This is a genomic window from Altererythrobacter xiamenensis (assembly GCF_900177715.1).
GTDB classification, from domain to species: Bacteria; Pseudomonadota; Alphaproteobacteria; order Sphingomonadales; family Sphingomonadaceae; genus Erythrobacter; species Erythrobacter xiamenensis.
Genome location: NZ_FXWG01000003.1, coordinates 205,923 through 223,267, shown reverse-complemented (window position 1 = coordinate 223,267; position 17,345 = coordinate 205,923). Strand labels below are relative to the sequence as shown.

At 61.3% G+C, this 17,345-nt stretch carries 18 protein-coding genes; 3 read left to right on the top strand and 15 right to left on the bottom strand.

From position 1 onward, the window contains the following. Positions 1–173: 173 nt before the first annotated feature. Together CCE89_RS11630 and CCE89_RS11625 are read left to right on the top strand one after the other, a co-directional pair. A complete protein-coding gene (locus CCE89_RS11630) occupies positions 174–806 on the top strand; it encodes a prolyl hydroxylase family protein (protein ID WP_086438247.1) in 633 nt (210 codons plus the stop codon). A gap of 2 nt (positions 807–808) precedes the next feature. Then, on the top strand, positions 809–1,135 hold the full coding sequence (locus tag CCE89_RS11625; protein WP_086438793.1) for a TraR/DksA family transcriptional regulator: 327 nt from the start codon (positions 809–811) through the stop codon (positions 1,133–1,135). An 84-nt stretch (positions 1,136–1,219) separates the two neighbouring features. Here the strand turns inward: CCE89_RS11625 and rpmE are convergent, their stop codons facing one another. The 14 genes from rpmE to CCE89_RS11555 form a co-directional block, all read right to left on the bottom strand. Further along, on the bottom strand, positions 1,220–1,444 hold the full coding sequence (rpmE, locus tag CCE89_RS11620) for a 50S ribosomal protein L31 (protein ID WP_086438246.1): 225 nt from the start codon (positions 1,442–1,444) through the stop codon (positions 1,220–1,222). Positions 1,445–1,581: 137 nt separating this feature from the next. Next, on the bottom strand, positions 1,582–2,055 hold the full coding sequence (gene fabZ, locus CCE89_RS11615) for a 3-hydroxyacyl-ACP dehydratase FabZ (protein WP_086438245.1): 474 nt from the start codon (positions 2,053–2,055) through the stop codon (positions 1,582–1,584). A 33-nt stretch (positions 2,056–2,088) separates the two neighbouring features. Next, entirely contained in the window at positions 2,089–2,781 is a 693-nt protein-coding gene (locus CCE89_RS11610) for an OmpH family outer membrane protein (protein ID WP_086438244.1), read from the bottom strand. Further along, positions 2,781–5,495, bottom strand: coding sequence for an outer membrane protein assembly factor BamA (gene bamA / locus CCE89_RS11605; RefSeq protein ID WP_407640399.1), 2,715 nt, complete (start codon positions 5,493–5,495; stop codon positions 2,781–2,783). The genes CCE89_RS11610 and bamA overlap by 1 nt, the downstream gene beginning before the upstream one ends. Positions 5,496–5,662: 167 nt before the next feature. Continuing rightward, positions 5,663–6,763: an RIP metalloprotease RseP gene (rseP, locus tag CCE89_RS11600; RefSeq protein WP_234990065.1), complete on the bottom strand. Its 1,101-nt coding sequence runs from the start codon at positions 6,761–6,763 to the stop codon at positions 5,663–5,665. Position 6,764: 1 nt separating this feature from the next. After that, positions 6,765–7,919: a 1-deoxy-D-xylulose-5-phosphate reductoisomerase gene (locus tag CCE89_RS11595; RefSeq protein ID WP_086438242.1), complete on the bottom strand. Its 1,155-nt coding sequence runs from the start codon at positions 7,917–7,919 to the stop codon at positions 6,765–6,767. After that, positions 7,916–8,599: a phosphatidate cytidylyltransferase gene (locus CCE89_RS11590; protein WP_234990064.1), complete on the bottom strand. Its 684-nt coding sequence runs from the start codon at positions 8,597–8,599 to the stop codon at positions 7,916–7,918. Before CCE89_RS11590 ends, CCE89_RS11595 begins: the two co-directional genes overlap by 4 nt. Further along, a complete protein-coding gene (uppS, locus tag CCE89_RS11585) occupies positions 8,586–9,275 on the bottom strand; it encodes a polyprenyl diphosphate synthase (RefSeq protein ID WP_086438790.1) in 690 nt (229 codons plus the stop codon). The genes CCE89_RS11590 and uppS overlap by 14 nt, the downstream gene beginning before the upstream one ends. A 25-nt stretch (positions 9,276–9,300) precedes the next feature. After that, the gene (frr, locus tag CCE89_RS11580; RefSeq protein WP_086438241.1) at positions 9,301–9,858 is read right to left on the bottom strand and encodes a ribosome recycling factor; all 558 of its coding nucleotides are present in this window, start codon (positions 9,856–9,858) and stop codon (positions 9,301–9,303) included. Positions 9,859–9,861: 3 nt separating this feature from the next. After that, the gene (gene pyrH / locus CCE89_RS11575; RefSeq protein ID WP_086438240.1) at positions 9,862–10,584 is read right to left on the bottom strand and encodes a UMP kinase; all 723 of its coding nucleotides are present in this window, start codon (positions 10,582–10,584) and stop codon (positions 9,862–9,864) included. Between the two features lie 366 nt (positions 10,585–10,950). Continuing rightward, positions 10,951–11,886: a translation elongation factor Ts gene (gene tsf / locus CCE89_RS11570; RefSeq protein ID WP_086438239.1), complete on the bottom strand. Its 936-nt coding sequence runs from the start codon at positions 11,884–11,886 to the stop codon at positions 10,951–10,953. Positions 11,887–11,988: 102 nt separating this feature from the next. Beyond that, positions 11,989–12,738, bottom strand: a complete 750-nt coding sequence (rpsB, locus tag CCE89_RS11565) for a 30S ribosomal protein S2 (protein ID WP_086438238.1) — start codon at positions 12,736–12,738, stop codon at positions 11,989–11,991. Positions 12,739–13,274: 536 nt separating this feature from the next. Then, the gene (locus CCE89_RS11560; protein WP_086438237.1) at positions 13,275–14,114 is read right to left on the bottom strand and encodes a CDP-alcohol phosphatidyltransferase family protein; all 840 of its coding nucleotides are present in this window, start codon (positions 14,112–14,114) and stop codon (positions 13,275–13,277) included. Next, positions 14,111–14,860 carry a phosphatidylserine decarboxylase gene (locus tag CCE89_RS11555; protein WP_086438789.1) on the bottom strand — a complete coding sequence of 250 codons (750 nt, stop codon included), beginning with the start codon at positions 14,858–14,860 and terminating at the stop codon, positions 14,111–14,113. The genes CCE89_RS11560 and CCE89_RS11555 overlap by 4 nt, the downstream gene beginning before the upstream one ends. 119 nt (positions 14,861–14,979) lie before the next feature. Here CCE89_RS11555 and CCE89_RS11550 point away from each other — a divergent pair, with 119 nt between their 5' ends. Next, on the top strand, positions 14,980–16,071 hold the full coding sequence (locus CCE89_RS11550) for a phosphatase PAP2 family protein (RefSeq protein WP_234990063.1): 1,092 nt from the start codon (positions 14,980–14,982) through the stop codon (positions 16,069–16,071). On the opposite strand, the gene CCE89_RS11545 is transcribed toward CCE89_RS11550, so the two are convergent. Beyond that, the gene (locus CCE89_RS11545; RefSeq protein WP_200810342.1) at positions 16,032–17,180 is read right to left on the bottom strand and encodes a beta-ketoacyl-ACP synthase III; all 1,149 of its coding nucleotides are present in this window, start codon (positions 17,178–17,180) and stop codon (positions 16,032–16,034) included. The two genes, CCE89_RS11550 and CCE89_RS11545, sit on opposite strands and share 40 nt — an antisense overlap. Positions 17,181–17,345 lie beyond the last annotated feature (165 nt).

The following is a 17,345-nucleotide window of genomic DNA, read 5'->3' as shown; positions in this document are numbered from 1 at the left end:
GTCGCGCAGTCGGGGCTGATACGCGCCTTGGCAGTGCCGTCAAGGCTCGCCGCAGCGGGGGCGAGCCTGTTGCACAGGGCGGATGATTTGCAAAGCGAAAACTGCGTCTCGCACGCCAGAAAGCAAGATTATTTCGCGCTTGTCCGAACGAGCCGCTGGGCTATTCTTCCATCATGCTGGCCGCGGGCGAATCTTCTGCAGAGCGCTTGATGACTCGTAACGGCATGCGACGCGTCCCCAGCCCCAGGGTCGAACTGTTCCAATGTCGCGATTTCGTGCCTCCCGGGCTTTGTGCGAAATTGATCGATCTTATCGACGCCAACCGTCGTCCTTCGACGATAGCCGACGACAATGGCGACGCCTATTTTCGCACCAGCGAAACCTGCGATCTCGACGCCGACGAACCAGCCGTCTCGCGACTGGAGGAATTGCTCTTCGCGCTCAACGGGATCGATCCGGCACACGGCGAACCGGTGCAGGGTCAGCGCTATGATGTCGGGCAGGAGTTCAAGCCGCATACGGACTATTTCACGCCCGAGGGCGCGGATTATTCCAGGTTCTGCTCGGTCGCCGGGCAGCGCAGCTGGACTTTCATGATCTACCTCAATGAAGTCGAGGCTGGCGGTGCTACGCGTTTCAAGGCGGTGGGCAAGACATTCCAGCCGGAAACGGGCAAATTGCTCTGCTGGAACAACCGCCGCGCCGATGGCAGCGTCAATCCTGCGACGCTCCATCACGGAATGAAGGTCCGCAAGGGCGTCAAATATGTGATAACCAAATGGTATCGCGAAAAGGAGTGGGGATGACGATGAGCGAATATAGCGAGATTGAAGCCAAGCTGCGCACGCGGCTCGACGATCTGCTGACGCGGGCGGAAGTGATCGAGGACGACCTGCGTCACCCGCTCGACGATGACTGGGAAGAGCAGGCGGTCGACCTCGCAGATGACGAAGCGCTTGAAGGTGTCGACGATGTCCTTCGCGCCGAAATCCAGCAGATCCGCCTCGCGCTGCTCAGGATCAAGAACGGCACCTATGGCACCTGCGCGAAGTGCGGCAACGAAATCCGCAAGGAACGCCTCGAAGCACGCCCTATCGCCACCCGCTGCATCAATTGCGCTTCTGAAGCTGCTTAGGCCATCTGGGCCAGAAACGAAAAAGGCGGACCCGTCAGCCCGCCTTCCCCTTGCGATCCGAAGATCGCGAAGCTCGTAAGTCGCTTACTTCTTGAGCGAAAGCCCACCGAAGCGCTTGTTGAAGGCTGCAACGCGGCCACCTTCCTGAAGCTGCTGACGACCGCCGGTCCATGCCGGGTGGCTGGTCGGGTCGATGTCGAGCGTAAGCGTATCGCCCTCGCTGCCCCAGGTGGAGCGCGTCTGGAATTCGGTACCATCGGTCATCTTGACCGTGATCATGTGGTACTCGGGGTGCCCTTCGGCTTTCATAACTCTGTTCCTTCATAGCTTTCGCCGGTTCCGACCGGCGGTGCTGTCTTTTGGAGAAGCGGCGCGTTTAGTTTGGCCCGCAGGGAAAAGCAACCCAAACTATTGCCTTCTCTTCCGCACGCCAACTGGCGCGCAAATCAAGCCGGCGGGTCGGCGATCATTGCGGTGAACTCTACCTGGCAGGTTACCTTGCCTTCGACGCTCGCCTCGCCCTTGAACTTGTAGACGCGGCTACGCTTCTGGACGAACTCGACCTTCAGATCGAGCAGGCAGCCCGGAGTCACAGGACTGCGGAACTTGGCGTTCTCGATTCCCATGAAGAAGACCAGCTTGCCCGTTCCGGCCAGCTCCAGCGTCTCGATGCCGAGAATCGCGGCCGCCTGAGCCATCGCTTCGATCTGAAGCACGCCGGGCATGATGGGAGCGCCGGGGAAATGCCCCTGGAAGAACTCCTCGTTCATGGTCACGGCTTTTACCGCGTGAATCTTCTCACCCAGTTCGAGCGACTTTACCCGGTCGACCAGCAACAGCGGGTAGCGATGCGGCAGGGCCTTGAGGATTTTGTGGATGTCGTAGGAGAAATCCGCGTCACCCGAAGTATCTTCGCTCATTGCCCTGCCCCCATCTTCAACGGCTTGCCTGCCTTAACGGCCGGTCGGTGCCTGGTTGTTCGGCTGCTGTGCGCCCTGCTGGGCAGCCTGCGCCTGCTGGATTGCCTGCGCGGTCATCAGCGCCTGCTGGATCTGCTGGAACATGCCGACGGCATTGCGGGTCGGCTGCCAATCCTGCGGCGGAACGACCTGAACCGAAGCGACCTTTGCATTGAGCGCAGTCGCGACCTGCTGGGTGATGTTGGCCTGCTGCGGCGCATAGATCACCGCATCGGGCGAGACGACCATCTGGATCTGGCGCTGCGTTACCACTTCCTGAAGGGCAGGCGAATACTGGCGCAGGATTTGCTCGATCGCATAAATGCGCGCTCCGTCAACCTGGTTTGAAAGCTGCTGAAGTTCCTGGTCGATGGCACCGATACGGGTCGCCTGCTGGCTGTTCTGCGCGGCCTGCTGTTCGGCTTCGTCGAGCTGGTTGTCACCATTGGTATCGAGCTGCTGAAGGAGCGTCTGACGCTCCTGATTGCGCTGAACCATGGTGTCGAGCTGCGTCTTGTAGGTCGTGCCGATCTGCTGATAGGCGTTCTGGAAAGCGGTCGTGTTGATGATCACACCGGGCGTATTGACGGTCGCAATATTGCCCTGGACCTGTGCCGAGGCCGGCATGGAAGCCATAGCCGCAGTCGCAAGACCGACGGCAGCGAGCGTTTTGGTAATCAGTTTCATTAGAATTGAGTTCCTACGTTAAACGTGAATTTCTTGGTGTCGTCGCCCGGCTCTTTCTTGAGCACGTGGGCAAAATCGATCCTGAACGGACCGAAGGGCGAGTTCCAGTTCACCCCGATACCGACGGAGATACGCGGCGAAGCTGAATCGCCGAGGAATACCTCGCGAATGCGGCTGCCGTCGATGATCCGCGCCGTGTTGGCGACCCCGTCCGGATCGATGGGGTCCACCGTCTCGACGAAACCGGCGGGATTGCCAGCAGAGTCGAGAATGACGTCCCCGTTTTCGTCGCGGGCTCGCGTGAGGAAGACCAGGTTGCCGCTGGAATCACGCGCCTGCACGCCGTTGGGATTGTCCTGCAACAGGGGCCGGTCGACCCCGAACAGAGCGCCGACGTCCATGAAGATCGACGGACGCAGGCCGAGTTCGCTCGCACCCGAGCCGAGCGGAATCTCGAGCTCTGCACGGCCCAGGTAATAAGCGCGGCCACCGAGCGAATCGTCGATCGACTGTTCGCGGTCGGTAATTGCGATCGGATTGCCGTTTTCGTCGTCGACATAGCGTTGACGCAGGACGCGCGGACCGACACCCCTGATGTCGAAGCCGCGGATCTGCGGCTCGCCAAGGAAGAAGCGGTCGGTCAGGCGCACATCGTCGACGCCCGGGATGTCATTGCTCTCGAGCGCGTTGATCGCGCCGCCTTCTGCAGACAATGAGAAGATGAAACCGCTGCCGAGCGGGAAATACTGCGCCGCCTTGCCGCGTACCCGGATGTACTTTTCCGAACCGCCCAGGCCGGCAAGCTCGGTCGAGAAGGTGATGTTGCGACCGCGCGTCGGACGCAGACGGCTGTCCAGCGAGTTATAGGCCAGGCTCAGGCCGAGGATCGAGCTTGTGCGCTCGCCCAGAGTTTCGCACAGGTAACGACCTGAGCGGAAGAAGTTACACTCGGGAACCCCGTCGCCGTCGATATCGGAAAAGAATATGCTCCGATCGACCGAAACGTCATCGAAGTTTAGCGTGTAGCTGCCGATCAGCGATATGTACTCGGTGAGCGGAACGCCCGCACGCAGCGAGAAGCCGGTGGTCGATTGCTCGTAGAAGTTCTGCCTCTGCCGCTGGAAACGGTTGAAGCTGTTGAAGTCGCGGCGGTAGACATCGACCCCGGCAGAGATATTGCGATCGAACAGGTAAGGCTCGGTAAAGCTTGCCTGGGCCGAGCGCGAGTAACGCGAGTAATTGACGCTGAGGCCAACCGTCTGACCGCGTCCGCGGAAGTTGCGCTGGCGGATCGATGCAGCGAGGATGAAGCTCTCGATCGAGGAGAAGCCTGCCGACAACTGGAGTTCGCCGGTCGGCTGTTCCTCGACATTGGCTTCGAGGATAATCCGGTCAGGCTGTGAACCTTCCCTCTGCTCGACTTCGAAATTGTCCTGGAAGAATCCGAGCGAATTGATGCGAGCCGTGGTGCGCTTGACCTGAAGCGAATTGAACGCGTCGCCTTCGCCGATACGGAATTCGCGACGTACGACCTTGTCCTGGGTCAGCGTGTTGCCGTTGACGTCGACCCGTTCGACATAGACGCGCGGCGCCTGACGCATCACGAAGGTCACGTCCATCGTGAGGTCTTCTTTGTTGCGGGTGAAGTTCGGCTGCACGTCGGCAAAGGCGTAGCCGAAAGTTCCGGCAAGCTCGGAAATCTGCTCGACCGTATCTTCGACCTGCTTCGCATCGTACCAGTCGCCGCTCTGCATCGGCAGACGGCCGGTCATCACTTCGCTGTCGAAATCGCGCAGCTCGCTTTCGACCGCAACATCGCCGAACTTGTAGCGTTCGCCTTCCTCGACGACGTAGGTGATGATGAAGTCGCGCTTGTCAGGCGTCAGTTCGGCTACGGCCGAAACGACGCGGAAATCGGCATAACCTTCGGTCAGGTAGAACTGGCGCAGCTTCTGCTGGTCGAAGGCAAGGCGATCGGGGTCATAGCTGGTGTTCGAGCTGAAGAAGCTGGTCAGGCGCGCCTGCTTCGTCACCATCTCGCCGCGAAGATCGCCATCGGAAAACTCTTCGTTGCCGATGATGTTGATCTGGCGAACCTTGGACTTGGGCCCTTCGTTGATTTCGAACACCACATCGACGCGGTTCTGCGCCAGTTCGACCATCTTGGGCTCGACTGTCGCGGCAAAGCGGCCCTGCCGCTTGTAAAGCTCGATGATGCGCGCAACGTCGGCGCGCACCTTGGAACGCGTGAAGATCTGGCGCGGCGAGAGCTTGATCTCGGGCAGGATCTTGTCGTTCTTGATCCGCTTGTTGCCTTCGAGAACGATGCGGTTGATCACCGGGTTCTCGGTCACGTTGATAACGACATTCCCGCCGTCGTTGCGGATCGAGAAATTCGAGAACAATTCCGTCGCACCGAGGTCCTTCAGCGCCTGGTCGGCGGCGGCAGAGGTATATTCCTCGCCCACGCGCAGGCGGATGTAGCTGAGGATCGTCTGCGGTTCGAGACGCTGGGCGCCCTCGATCGAGATCGAGCGGATCGTGTTGCTGGCAGGAGCGACGACGGGCGCAGGCTCGGCCGCCTCTTCCTCGCCGGTCTCCTGCGCCAGGGCCGCCACGGGCAAGCCAGACAGCATGGTGCCGCAAAGCAGGGTCGCCGCCAGTCGCGCAGCGGGTTTCGCATGAAGCTGGCCCGCCATGTTCCGTCCACTCATCTTTGCAGTATTCCCGTCCAAACTCGTTCAAAATCTGCGCCGCAGCGATGGCCCGCAAAACGAGCTCCGGTTCGGGGCTGGACGCGTGTGCCGCCTCTGCCCGATGGCGCGAAGGCAATCAAGCGGTGTGAACCGCCAATCACCGTTCTGCAGGCTCCTGTCCCCGACTAACTCCCGAAAAGCGGGAGCGAGATGAGGTCATTCACCGTCACGACGACCATCAGCATGAGCACGAGAGCAACGCCGGTGCGATACGCCCATTCCATGCCGCGGGCACTGACCGGCTTACGGCGGATCGCCTCAGCCGCGTAAAACGCCAGGTGCCCACCGTCGAGCGCGGGAATTGGCAAGAGGTTGATGAATGCCAAGTTAATTGAGATCAGCGCAGCGAAGCTCACGAAGGCCTGCGGTCCAAGGCTCAATTGCTCACCCGAATATTTTGCAATTTTGATGGGCCCGCCAAGCTCCTGAAGCGAGCGGTCGCCAGTGAATATCTGGGCGATTCCCGTGACCATCATCTTCACCAGGCCCCAGCTTTGCTCGAACGCCAGTGTGACCGATTCGACCGGACCGACCGAGACGACTTGCGGCGCACCCGAATAAACGCCGAGCCTGCCGACGCGCGATTCGTTGCCAAACTGATCGGTCTCGATGCTTTCACCGATCGCGATGGGAAGCGATTGCTCCCGCCCGTCGCGCACGAAGGTGATCTCGATCTCCTTGCCGGGATACATGAGCACGCGCGGTCCGATGTCGGCGAAATCCTCGATCACATAGCCGTCGATCGATACGATGCGGTCGCCCACTTCCATACCGGCTTCCTGAGCGACGGATTCCTCGGCAAAACTGTCGATCGCATTGTTCGCCTCGTACTTGCCGTAGGCAAGATTGAACGAGGCAAAAATAGCCACGGTAATCAGAAGGTTGGTTGCCGGACCTGCGAAGACGATCAGGGCACGTTGCCACAGGCTCTTGCTCTGGAAAGTATCGCTCTCTGCCGGAGCATCGGGGTCGGGAATGCTGGCCGGGTTCATGTCGCCCTTGAACTGGACATAGCCGCCCAAGGGGATAGCCGCGAGCTTCCAGCGGGTGCCGCGCCGGTCGGTGCGGCCCCACAATTCCTTGCCGAAACCGATCGAAAAGGCTTCCGCCTTCACGCCAAACCAGCGCCCGACGAGATAATGCCCCAGCTCGTGAAGCGTCACCAGAGGCCCCAGCAGCAGCAGGAAGCCGACAATCCACATCCAGAAAGGTGGCGATTCAAACAACTTACGCGTTCTCCAGCAACTCGGCGGCATGCGCCCTTGCCTCGGAATCGACGCTCAATACGTCTTCGAGAGTTCGGGGCGCAGCTGCACTATAGCGGTTCAGGGTTTGCTCGACCATTACCGGGATGCGGGTGAATGCAATCTGACCGGCGAGGAAAGCCGCAACGGCAACCTCGTTCGCCGCGTTGAGGGTAGCAGGTGCGGCCCCGCCCGCCTCGATCGCCTCACGGGCGAGCCTCGTGGCGGGAAAGCGCGTCTCGTCGGGCGCGAAGAAGCTGAGTTCGCCGATTTCTGCGAGATCGAGCGTCTCCATCGGCGTGTCCATTCGCGCCGGCCAGGCGAGGCAGGACGCAATCGGAACGCGCATGTCGGAGGGGCCGAGCTGCGCCAGTGTAGAGCGGTCGCGATATTCGACCATCGAATGGATCACGCTCTGCGGGTGCACAACGATCTTGAGCCGCTCGAGACCGACGGGGAAGAGGTGGTGCGCCTCGATATATTCGAGGCCCTTGTTCATCATCGTCGCGGAATCGACGCTGATCTTGGCGCCCATGTCCCAATTGGGATGGGCCACCGCCTGTTCGGGCGTCGCGGCGTCCAGTTGCTCCTGCGTCCATTCGCGAAACGGCCCGCCACTCGCTGTCAGGGTGATGCGCGCAACATCGGAGAGCCTGTGCCCCTGCAGGCACTGGAAGATCGCATTGTGCTCGCTGTCGACCGGAAGCAGCGTCGCGCCATGTTTCGCAACGGCAGCGGTCATCACCTCGCCTGCGGAGACGAGCGCTTCCTTGTTGGCAAGCGCCACGGTGCCGCCGCGCTCGATCGCGGCCATGACCGGGCCCAGCCCTGCACAGCCGACGATTGCCGCTACCGTCATATCTACGGGGCGCGCTGCTGCCTCGCACAGCGCCGCCGGACCGCCAGCCGTCTCGATATCGGTCCCCGCGAGAGCTTCGCGCAGTTCGGGAAGGCAATTTTCGTCGCCGACCACCGCCAGCTTCGCGCCGAACTCGCGAGCCATCTGCGCCAGCTTTTGCGCCGAACAATTGGCCGTCAGCGCCTCGACCCGCCACTCTTCACGATTGCGACCGATGAGGTCGAGCGTCTGTTCGCCAACCGAACCGGTCGCACCGAGGATGGATATCGAGCGGGTCATGCCGGGTGGAGCCCCCACAGCAGGGTCGAAACAATCGCTACCGGCAGCAGCCCGTCAACCCGGTCCAGCACCCCGCCGTGCCCGGGGATCAGGTTCGAACTGTCTTTCTGGCCCGCCCGCCGTTTCAGCCAGCTTTCGAAGAAGTCCCCGCACTGGGCGACCACGGCCAGTATGGCGCCGATGGCAAAAGCGATTAACAGCATGGGGCGCAGCGTGAGCTCGCCCGTATTCCAGACGAAGAAGCTTGCCGAAACCAATCCTGCCGCCAGCATCCCGCCGAACAATCCGGCCCATGTCTTCGACGGACTGATCGCCGGAGCGATCTTCGGCCCGCCGATCGACCGTCCGCTGAAAAAGGCCCCCGTATCCGTGGCGATCACCACTGCCAGAATGCCGATCACGACCGCTTCGGGCAAAACCAGAAGAGCGAAAATGGCCAGAAGGACGTAGATCGATCCTGCGATGAGGCCCGCGGCACGCGGAAGCGGGCGGTGCACTGACCGCATCACCAGCCGCGCAAGCTCGCCGTAACAAAGCATCCCTACCAGCACGACGAAACCGTCGAACCACAAACCGCCCATGAAAAGCGCAAGCCCCGCGATCGCCAGCATGACGACTGCCGATGCTGCCCGCACGAACAGGTCCGACTTGCGCGGCTGCGCCTGATCACCGTCCGCCAAAACGACGCTCCCTCCTGGCAAAATCGTCGAGCGCCTGTTGTAGCATGGCGGGCGTAAAATCGGGCCAAAGGGTATCTACGAAGAGCATCTCGGCATAGGCCGCCTGCCACAGCAGGAAGTTCGACAGGCGCACTTCGCCGCTGGTGCGGATCAGAAGGTCGAGCGGTGGTAGCTCCACCGTGTCGAGATGCGCGGCGATGGTCTTCTCGGTCACTTCGCCGATTGCCGCGGCCTTTGCCGCAGCGCGCGCGATTTCCTGCTGCGAGCCGTAATTGAGCGCCACGGCGAGCGTATGCGTACCTTTGGACGTCTGCTCGAGCGCGTCTTCGAGCATGGCGACGATATCGGGGGCAAGCCCGCGCCAGTCGCCGATGATCTTGAGCCGGACATCGTTGGCGATGAACTCGGGCAGGTCCGATTTGATGAACCGCCGCATGAGGTTCATCAGGTCGTCGACTTCCTCATCGGGCCGCCGCCAGTTTTCCGACGAGAAAGCGTAAAGCGTCAGGCAATCGAGGCCCATGGACTCGACGCTGCGGACCAGCTCGCGCACCGCCTCCACGCCGCGCTTGTGCCCCATCGCGCGGGGCAGCCCGCGTTTCTTGGCCCAGCGGCCATTGCCATCCATGATGATGGCGACGTGACGCGCTCTGTTGGTGGCAGCCTCGGCCCCCATCAATCCTCTCCTGGAACCGCCCGCATCACTGAGAGAGGATTTCCTGGACCTTCTTCTCGACCGCCGCGTCGGTATCGGCGACATGCTTGTCGGTCATCTTCTGGACTTCGTCCTCCAGACGCTTGCGATCGTCCTCGGAGATTTCCTTCTTCTTCTCGTCAACCTTGAGCGATTCGTTGGCGTCGCGGCGCACGTTGCGGATCGCGATCTTCGCCTTCTCGCCATACTCGCCGGCAAGCTTGGCCAGCTCCTTGCGGCGCTCTTCGTTGAGATCGGGCATGGGAAGACGCACGTTCTGCCCGTCGGTCATCGGGTTGAGGCCCAGATTGGCCTTGCTGATACCCTTCTCGACCGCAGAGACGTTATTCTTGTCCCACACCTGCACGCTGAGCATGCGCGGCTCCGGCGCGGAAACCGTCGCGACCTGATTGAGTGGCATCATCGCGCCATAGACTTCGACGACCACGGGATCGAGCAGGCTGGTGTTTGCGCGCCCGGTGCGCAGGCCCGAAAGATCACTCTTGAGCGATTCCACGGCACCGCCCATGCGGCGCTCGATGTCGGCCTTGTCATATTCTGCCATGTGTCAGGCTTCCTCTTGTACGATTGTCTGCACGCCCTCGCCGTCGAGCACGCGGGCGACGTTTCCTCTTTCGCGGATGGAGAAGACTACTATCGGAATGTCGTTCTCGCGGCAAAGCGCGACGGCTGCGGCGTCCATGACCTTGAGATTGTCCGACAATACCTGGTTGTAAGTGATTGTCTCGAAACGGGTGGCGTCCGGATTGGTCTTGGGGTCCGCATCATAGACGCCGTCAACGCTGGTACCCTTCAGCAGCGCGTCGCAATTCATTTCGGCAGCACGCAGAGCGGCGCCGGTATCGGTGGTGAAGAAGGGATTGCCGGTACCGGCAGCGAAGATCACGATCCGGCCCTTCTGCAGGTGCCGCTCGGCGCGCCTGCGAATATAGGGCTCGCACACGCTGCTCATGGGAATGGCCGATTGCACGCGGGTCTGCACGCCCAGCTGTTCGAGCGCGTTCTGCATCGCCAGCGCGTTCATCACGGTGGCGAGCATGCCCATGTAATCGCCGGTGGTCCGGTCAAGGCCCCTGGCAGCGCCAGCGACGCCGCGAAAGATGTTACCCCCACCGATCACCAGGCAGATCTCGAGGCCCTTGTCCTTTGCGGCCTTCACCTCTTCGGCGAGGCGCGCGACATAGGCCGGGTCGATGCCATATTCCTGCTCTCCCATCAGCACCTCGCCCGAAAGTTTCAGGAGGATGCGTTTGACGTCGGGCATGGGCATGGTGGAATAGGCTTTCGAACGCGGTTTGGAGTGCGGCGCTGCTTAGCCGTGAAACCAGCGCGAAGCAAAGGCTAAGCGCCTGTCGCCGCGCCAACATCTGCACAGCCGCGGCGGGTGTCGCTTCTCCTGGTGGGCAGGAGACACTGCAATCCGTTCTAATTGCGACCCGAACGATCTGCAGTCTTCGCTCTTGCGAAAGCGACATCGGCACGGTTGGCCGCTCGCCGCGAACTGTTACAGATGATACTATCTGGGACGGTGCCCATGCGCCCTGCCCTCTCGCCGAGAGGGGCGCAACGAACAACCGCCCGCCCCTTATGGGGACGAGCGGCTGAACGTTGAATTGACGGTGTCGTCAGGCTTTGATCAGCCGGCGACTGCCGCAGCAACCTCTGCAGCGAAGTCACTCTCTTCCTTCTCGATGCCTTCACCGAGCTGGAAGCGGACATAGTCGACGAGCTTGATCGTGGCGCCTGCTTCCTTCGCGGTGCGGGCGACATGTTCTTCAACGGTTGCCTTGCCGTCCTTGACATAGACCTGGCTCAGCAGCGCGTTTTCCTTGGCGTATTTCTTGACCGCGCCTTCGACCATCTTTTCCTGCACGTTTTCAGGCTTGCCGCTTTCGGCAGCCTTTTCCTGTGCGATCGCGCGCTCACGCTCGATCACGGCCGGGTCGAGCCCGTCGGCGTCGAGCGCCTGCGGGAACATGGCGGCAGCGTGCTGTGCGATGTCGCGGCCGAGCGTTGCAAGCACGTCCTGGCTGGCATCGCCTTCGAGCGCGACCAGCACGCCGATCTTGCCGAGGTCCTGCGCTTCAGGCGAAACCGCGTTGTGCATGTAGGCGACGACTGCGCCCTGCGAGACAGAAACGGTCTTCATGCGGCGAACCTGCTGGTTCTCGCCGATGGTCGCGACGTTGTCGGTCAGCTTGTCGCCAACGGTGCCGCCATCGGGATAGCTGGCCGCCTTGAGCGCTTCGACATCGTCGCTGCCGAGCGAAAGCGCGACCTGCGTGGTCTTGCGCACGAAGTCCTGGAACTTGTCGTTCTTGGCAACGAAGTCGGTTTCCGAATTGACCTCGACGGCGACGCCCTTGGTGCCTTCGACAGCGATGCCGACAAGACCTTCGGCCGCGGTACGGCTCGACTTCTTCTGGGCGGTGGCAAGGCCCTTGGCGCGCAGCGCGTCGACGGCGGCTTCGATGTCGCCGCCCGCTTCGGAAAGCGCCTTCTTGGCGTCCATCATGCCTGCGCCGGTCATTTCGCGCAGCTTCTTCACATCGGCGACGGTGAAATCGGCCATGGTGATATCCTTTTCAAATGATCTGTGGGCGCCGGACCTGTCGGGGGGATGGTCCGGCGCGCCAAATGGTTTTCAACTCACGTCCCTTGCGGGAGGAATGCCTCAGGCGTCGGCTTCTGCCGGGGGCTGTTCCATCGCACCGACGTCAGCGCCGGAGTCCTGAACAGCGCCGCCACGGCCTGCAACGGCAGCTTCGCTCACTGCATCGCAGTAGAGACGAACCGCGCGGGCTGCGTCATCATTGCCCGGGACGGGAAATGCGATGCCGGTCGGATCGACATTGGTGTCGAGCACCGCGATCACCGGAATGCCGAGAACGGCCGCTTCCTTGATGGCGAGGTCTTCCTTGTTGGCGTCGATCACGAACATCACGTCCGGAATGCCGCCCATGTCGCGAATACCGCCGAGCGAAAGCTCGAGCTTGTCACGTTCACGCGTGAGCTGGAGAACTTCCTTCTTGGTGAAGCCGCTGGTGTCGCCCGAAAGCTGCTCTTCAAGCGTCTTGAGGCGCTTGATCGACTGCGAGATCGTCTTCCAGTTGGTGAGCATGCCGCCCAGCCAGCGGTGGTTGACGAAGTGCTGACCCGAAGCCTTGGCTGCCTGAGCGATCGGCTCCTGCGCCTGGCGCTTGGTGCCGACGAACAGCACCTTGCCGCCCGCGCGGACAGTCTGCTCGACGAAATCGAGAGCGCGCGCGAACAGCGGCACGGTCTGCGACAGGTCGATGATGTGAACACCGTTGCGGGCGCCGAAGATATACGGCTTCATCCGCGGGTTCCAGCGGTGGGTCTGGTGGCCGAAATGCGATCCGGCCTCGATCAATTGCTGCATGGTGACGGTAGGAGCCGCCATAATTCAATTCCTTTCCGGTTATGCCTCTGGAAGACTGGAACCGACTGCGGAGATCCCGCTGCGGCACCGGTATGTTGCGCCTTCCATGTGGATTTATCTGCGGGAAGCACCCTGCGAAGATCGCGAGATACGCCTGCGGACGGCGGCCCATTAGCTGGGCCTCGCGCGAAAATCCAGCCTTAATTACTCGGATGTCGTGCGAGTGCCAAAAGCCGCTTGACAGCTTGGAACAAATGGAGAACAAGGAGCCAGGCGGAACAAACCGCGCACATCGGGGTTTCTACCTATATCCGCGGACTGTCAAGCAGCCTCGCGAATCGAACGAAAGAGAAGAGAGATGATCGCTTATCTATTGCTCGCATTCTTTGGATTTTCAGCTCTGGTCACTCTGACGAGCCTCTTCGACAGCTTCGTTAGAGGGCGCAATGCGTTTCGCGCCATTCGCGCCGAAATGCGGTCCGCCCAGGATCTCGCCCTACCCAGCTTCTCTGCCGATGTAGTGAGGCTGAGGTCGCATGCGCGCCCAGACCGGGTCGCTACGCAGCGCCTGTCGTCGCAGCCTCAGCGCGCTGCCGCTTGATCTTGCCATATCGCGCCAACGCGATTGGCATCAGTGCCAGATAACCGACACAGATCACGATCAGCGTCCACCAGGTTTCGAGCAACAACCCTCCCCCAAACGCAATTCCCACCAGCGCGATGAATTCGAGGCGGATGTTCCGGCGCGGCCGAATTGCCCGCCAGCTGAGCGTTGCCATGTTGGAGATCATCAGGAACGCGATCAGGCCGACCCAGATCGTCAGATAAACCGGATTGCGGAACTCGGCGATATCGGTCGCCATCCATAGATAGAACGGCAGGAACGCCAAGCCTGCTCCAACAGGTGCAGGAACACCGGTAAGAAAGCCGGCCGATTTGTGCGGTTGTTCGTCGACATCAATCTGCGCATTGAAGCGCGCCAGCCGCAATGCGCAGCAGATCGCGAAGGCGAGCGCCGCAAACCAGCCGATGCGCGGCAGGTCCTGCAACGACCACATGTAGAGAATGAGCGCCGGTGCCATGCCGAAGCTGAGAGAATCGGCGAGGCTGTCCATCTCCGCACCGAAGCGCGATTGGGCATTCAAGAGCCGCGCGATACGTCCATCCACCCCGTCGAGCACGCCCGCGAGGATCACAGCAAGTACCGCGAAGTTCCAGTCACCGCTGATGGCGAAGCGAATTCCGGTGAGGCCAGCGCACAGCGCAGCCGCCGTAATCGCGTTAGGTATCATCGCTCGCAGCGAAAGGCCGCGAGCCACACTGCCCTCGGTCACCTCGTGCTCTTCTGCCTTGGGACCGATGCGTGTTTTCTCGTGCTGCGATGGCTCGTCGCTCATTGCGAAATCGCCTCGAGCAGCTTCTGCTCACCTACTTCGGCAAGGACTGTCTCGCCGGCGATGATCTTCTGGCCTACCGTGACCTTGGGGTCGGTACCGGCAGGAAGATAGACGTCGACCCTGCTGCCGAAGCGAATCAAGCCGACCCGCTGGCCGACCGCAACGAGATCGCCTTCTTTCACGAAGGGCACGATGCGTCGTGCCACAAGTCCTGCAATCTGCGTAAACCCGAGCTGCAGCCCGTCCTGACGCTCGATGAGGATATGCTGGCGCTCGTTTTCCTCGCTCGCCTTGTCGAGGTCGGCGTTCATGAACTTCCCCGGGATGTAAACGAGTCGCTTGATGGAACCTTCGATAGGAGCGCGATTGATGTGCACGTCGAACACGCTCATGAAGATGGAGATCCGCGTGACCTGCCCGGGAGGTAGCCCGCGTTGCCCGGTTCCGTCATCGACCTGCAGTTCCTGCGGCGGTTCGACCTGGGCAATCAGCGAGACGAGACCGTCGGCAGGCGCAACGATCGCCCTTGGGTCCTGGGGCACGACCCGTTCCGGATCGCGAAAGAATGCGAACACGCCCAATGACAGGAACGCCATCGGCCAAGCGAGTGTCTCCCACGCAAGAAATGCGAAGATGAGGGATATTCCCAGCGCTGCGACACCGAACTTGCGTCCTTCGGGGTGGATCGGGGGCCAGCTCCAGCTGGCGTCGCCACGACCCTGATTATCGAGTATTTCTCCGGCCATCGCAGTCATCTAGGCGCTTGGCGGCCCTCCGACAAGCGTAGTAGACGATCGCGCGATGGTTAATGTTTTGGGAGCCGATCGCTGTTAAGAGGCCGGATATGGCGGGTAAGGGACCAGCGATGACCGGTGAAGGGGCAAAGACCGACACACGCGCGACCGCGCGTCTGTGGGGCGAAATGCCGATTTATCTTTTCGCGCTGATCGGCTTTGCAATCTGCATGGCGGTCTGGCGCGCCTATGGCGTCACCTTCCATCTCGACAGCATTTTACTCAACCTCAAACTGTTTGGCGGTTTCCTGATATTTCTGGGGGCTCCGCTTTTCATCGTGAGGCTGCTCAAGGCGAAGCCGGAAAGCCCTATTTCGTGGGCGGCAGAGCAGCTGCGCGCACCCGAAGTTCGCAGGACACTCCTGCTCAGCCTTCCGGTGCTGGCGATCTGCGTCGCGATCATCCCGGCCTTCTCGACCGTGAAGTCGATGATTCCGATGTTCACCGAATATGATTGGGACGCGACCTTCATAGAATGGGACCGCGCGTTGTTCTTTGGCTATGACGCGTGGGTCTTGCTCCAGCCGGTGCTCGGCTACCCGCTCGTTACGGCTGGCGTCGCGGTGATCTACCATCTGTGGATGCTGCTGCTTTATGCAGGCGTGCTTTTCATGGCGTGGTCACCGGCTGTCGAGCAAGATACCCGGCGCAAGTTCTTCCTGACCTATTGCATGGCATGGCCGATCGTCGGTGGGCTGATGGCGACCTATTTCGCGAGCGTCGGCCCCGTATTCGTCGAGCCGATCCTCGGAATCACCGATTTTCAGGGTCAGATGGCCTACCTTCGCGCTGCCAACGAGCAGGTCCCGATCATGGTGCTGGACGTACAGGACATGCTGATCGAGGGATACGACGCCAGCGATCGCGGCCTTGGCAAAGGCATTTCCGCTATGCCGAGCATGCACGTAGCGATCTGCGTTCTCTACTGGCTCGCCGCGCGCGAGATCTCGCCAGCGCACAGCCGCTTCTTCTTCTGGTTCATGGTCGCGATCTGGATCGGATCGGTCCACACGGCCTATCACTACGCGGTGGACGGCCTCGTTTCGCTGATCGCCGTCGCGGCCTTGTGGTGGCTGGCGAAGCTGATCTTCGCCGCCTGGGACAAAGTCCCCTCGCCCTTCGCTCAGCCGACCTTGCGTACGAACACCGTCCCGGCAGAATAACCGGCGCCGAAGCTGCAGATCAGGCCGACATCGCCATCGGCCAGGTCTTCGCTGTGCTTGTGGAAGGCAATGATCGAACCGGCTGACGAGGTATTGCCATAGGTGTCGAGGACCGTCGGGCTTTCGTCGGCATCGGCCTCATGCCCCAGCACCCTGTGCGCGATCAGGCGGTTCATCCCGGCATTGGCCTGATGCAGCCAAAGGCGGCGCAGCGCCGTGGGATCGAGATCGAGCCGTTCGGCCTCGTCAAGGATCATCTGCGCGACCATCGGTACGACTTCCTTGAAGACCTTGCGCCCCTCCTGCACGAACAGCTTGTCCGGAGCCCCCTCTGTTTCTGGATGCGCGCGGTTCAAGAAGCCGAAATTGTTGCGGATATTGTTCGAGAACACCGTCTTGAGCTTGGTGCCGAGGATATCCCAATGCTGTTCCGGTGCGACGGCCGCATCCTCGACCAGCACCGCCGTTGCGACATCTCCGAAAATGAAGTGGCTGTCGCGGTCGCGCCAGTTCAAGTGGCCCGAGGTAATCTCGGGGCTGACGACCAGGACGCTTTTCGCATTGCCGGCGCGGATGTAGTCCGCTGCCGTCTGAATGCCGAAAGTTGCCGAGGAGCAGGCAACATTCATGTCGAAGCCGAACCCATCGATGCCCAGAGCATCCTGTATCTCCACCGCCATCGCCGGATAGGGCCGCTGCATGTTGGACGCGGCGCACAACACTGCATCGACATCCTTGGGATCCCGCCCTGCCCGTTTCAGCGCCTCCTCAGCAGCCTTCACACCGATCTCGGCGAGGATCGAAATCTCGTCATCGGGCCGTTCTTCCCAGCGCGGCGCCATGATTTCCGGATCGAGCACAGGTTCCTTCGCCATCACGTGACGCGCCTTGATCCCGCTCGCCTTCTCGATGAACTCGACCGAGCTGTGCTGTAGCTGCTCGACCTCGCCAGCAGCGATCGCCTCGGCATTGCGCGCATTGTGGAGGTCCACGAAGGCGTTGAAGCTGGCAACGAGTTCTTCGTTGGTGATGACGTCTTGCGGCGTGAAGAGGCCGGTCGATGAGATGACGGGGTGCCCGGTCATTGGCTGTGGGGTGCTGTTCTGCATGGCGCCGGTGTCTATTCCCAGCGCGTTCGGCAGGCAAGAGCGAGGAAGTTACCAGCCTGCCCCGCCCAGGTTGCTGCGCGCCCATACGGCTGTTTCCACAGGGGAATTGCAAAAGCGCCGCGAAGCCTTAGTCTCGGGTGCGATAAGGTCGCACGTCTGCAATTC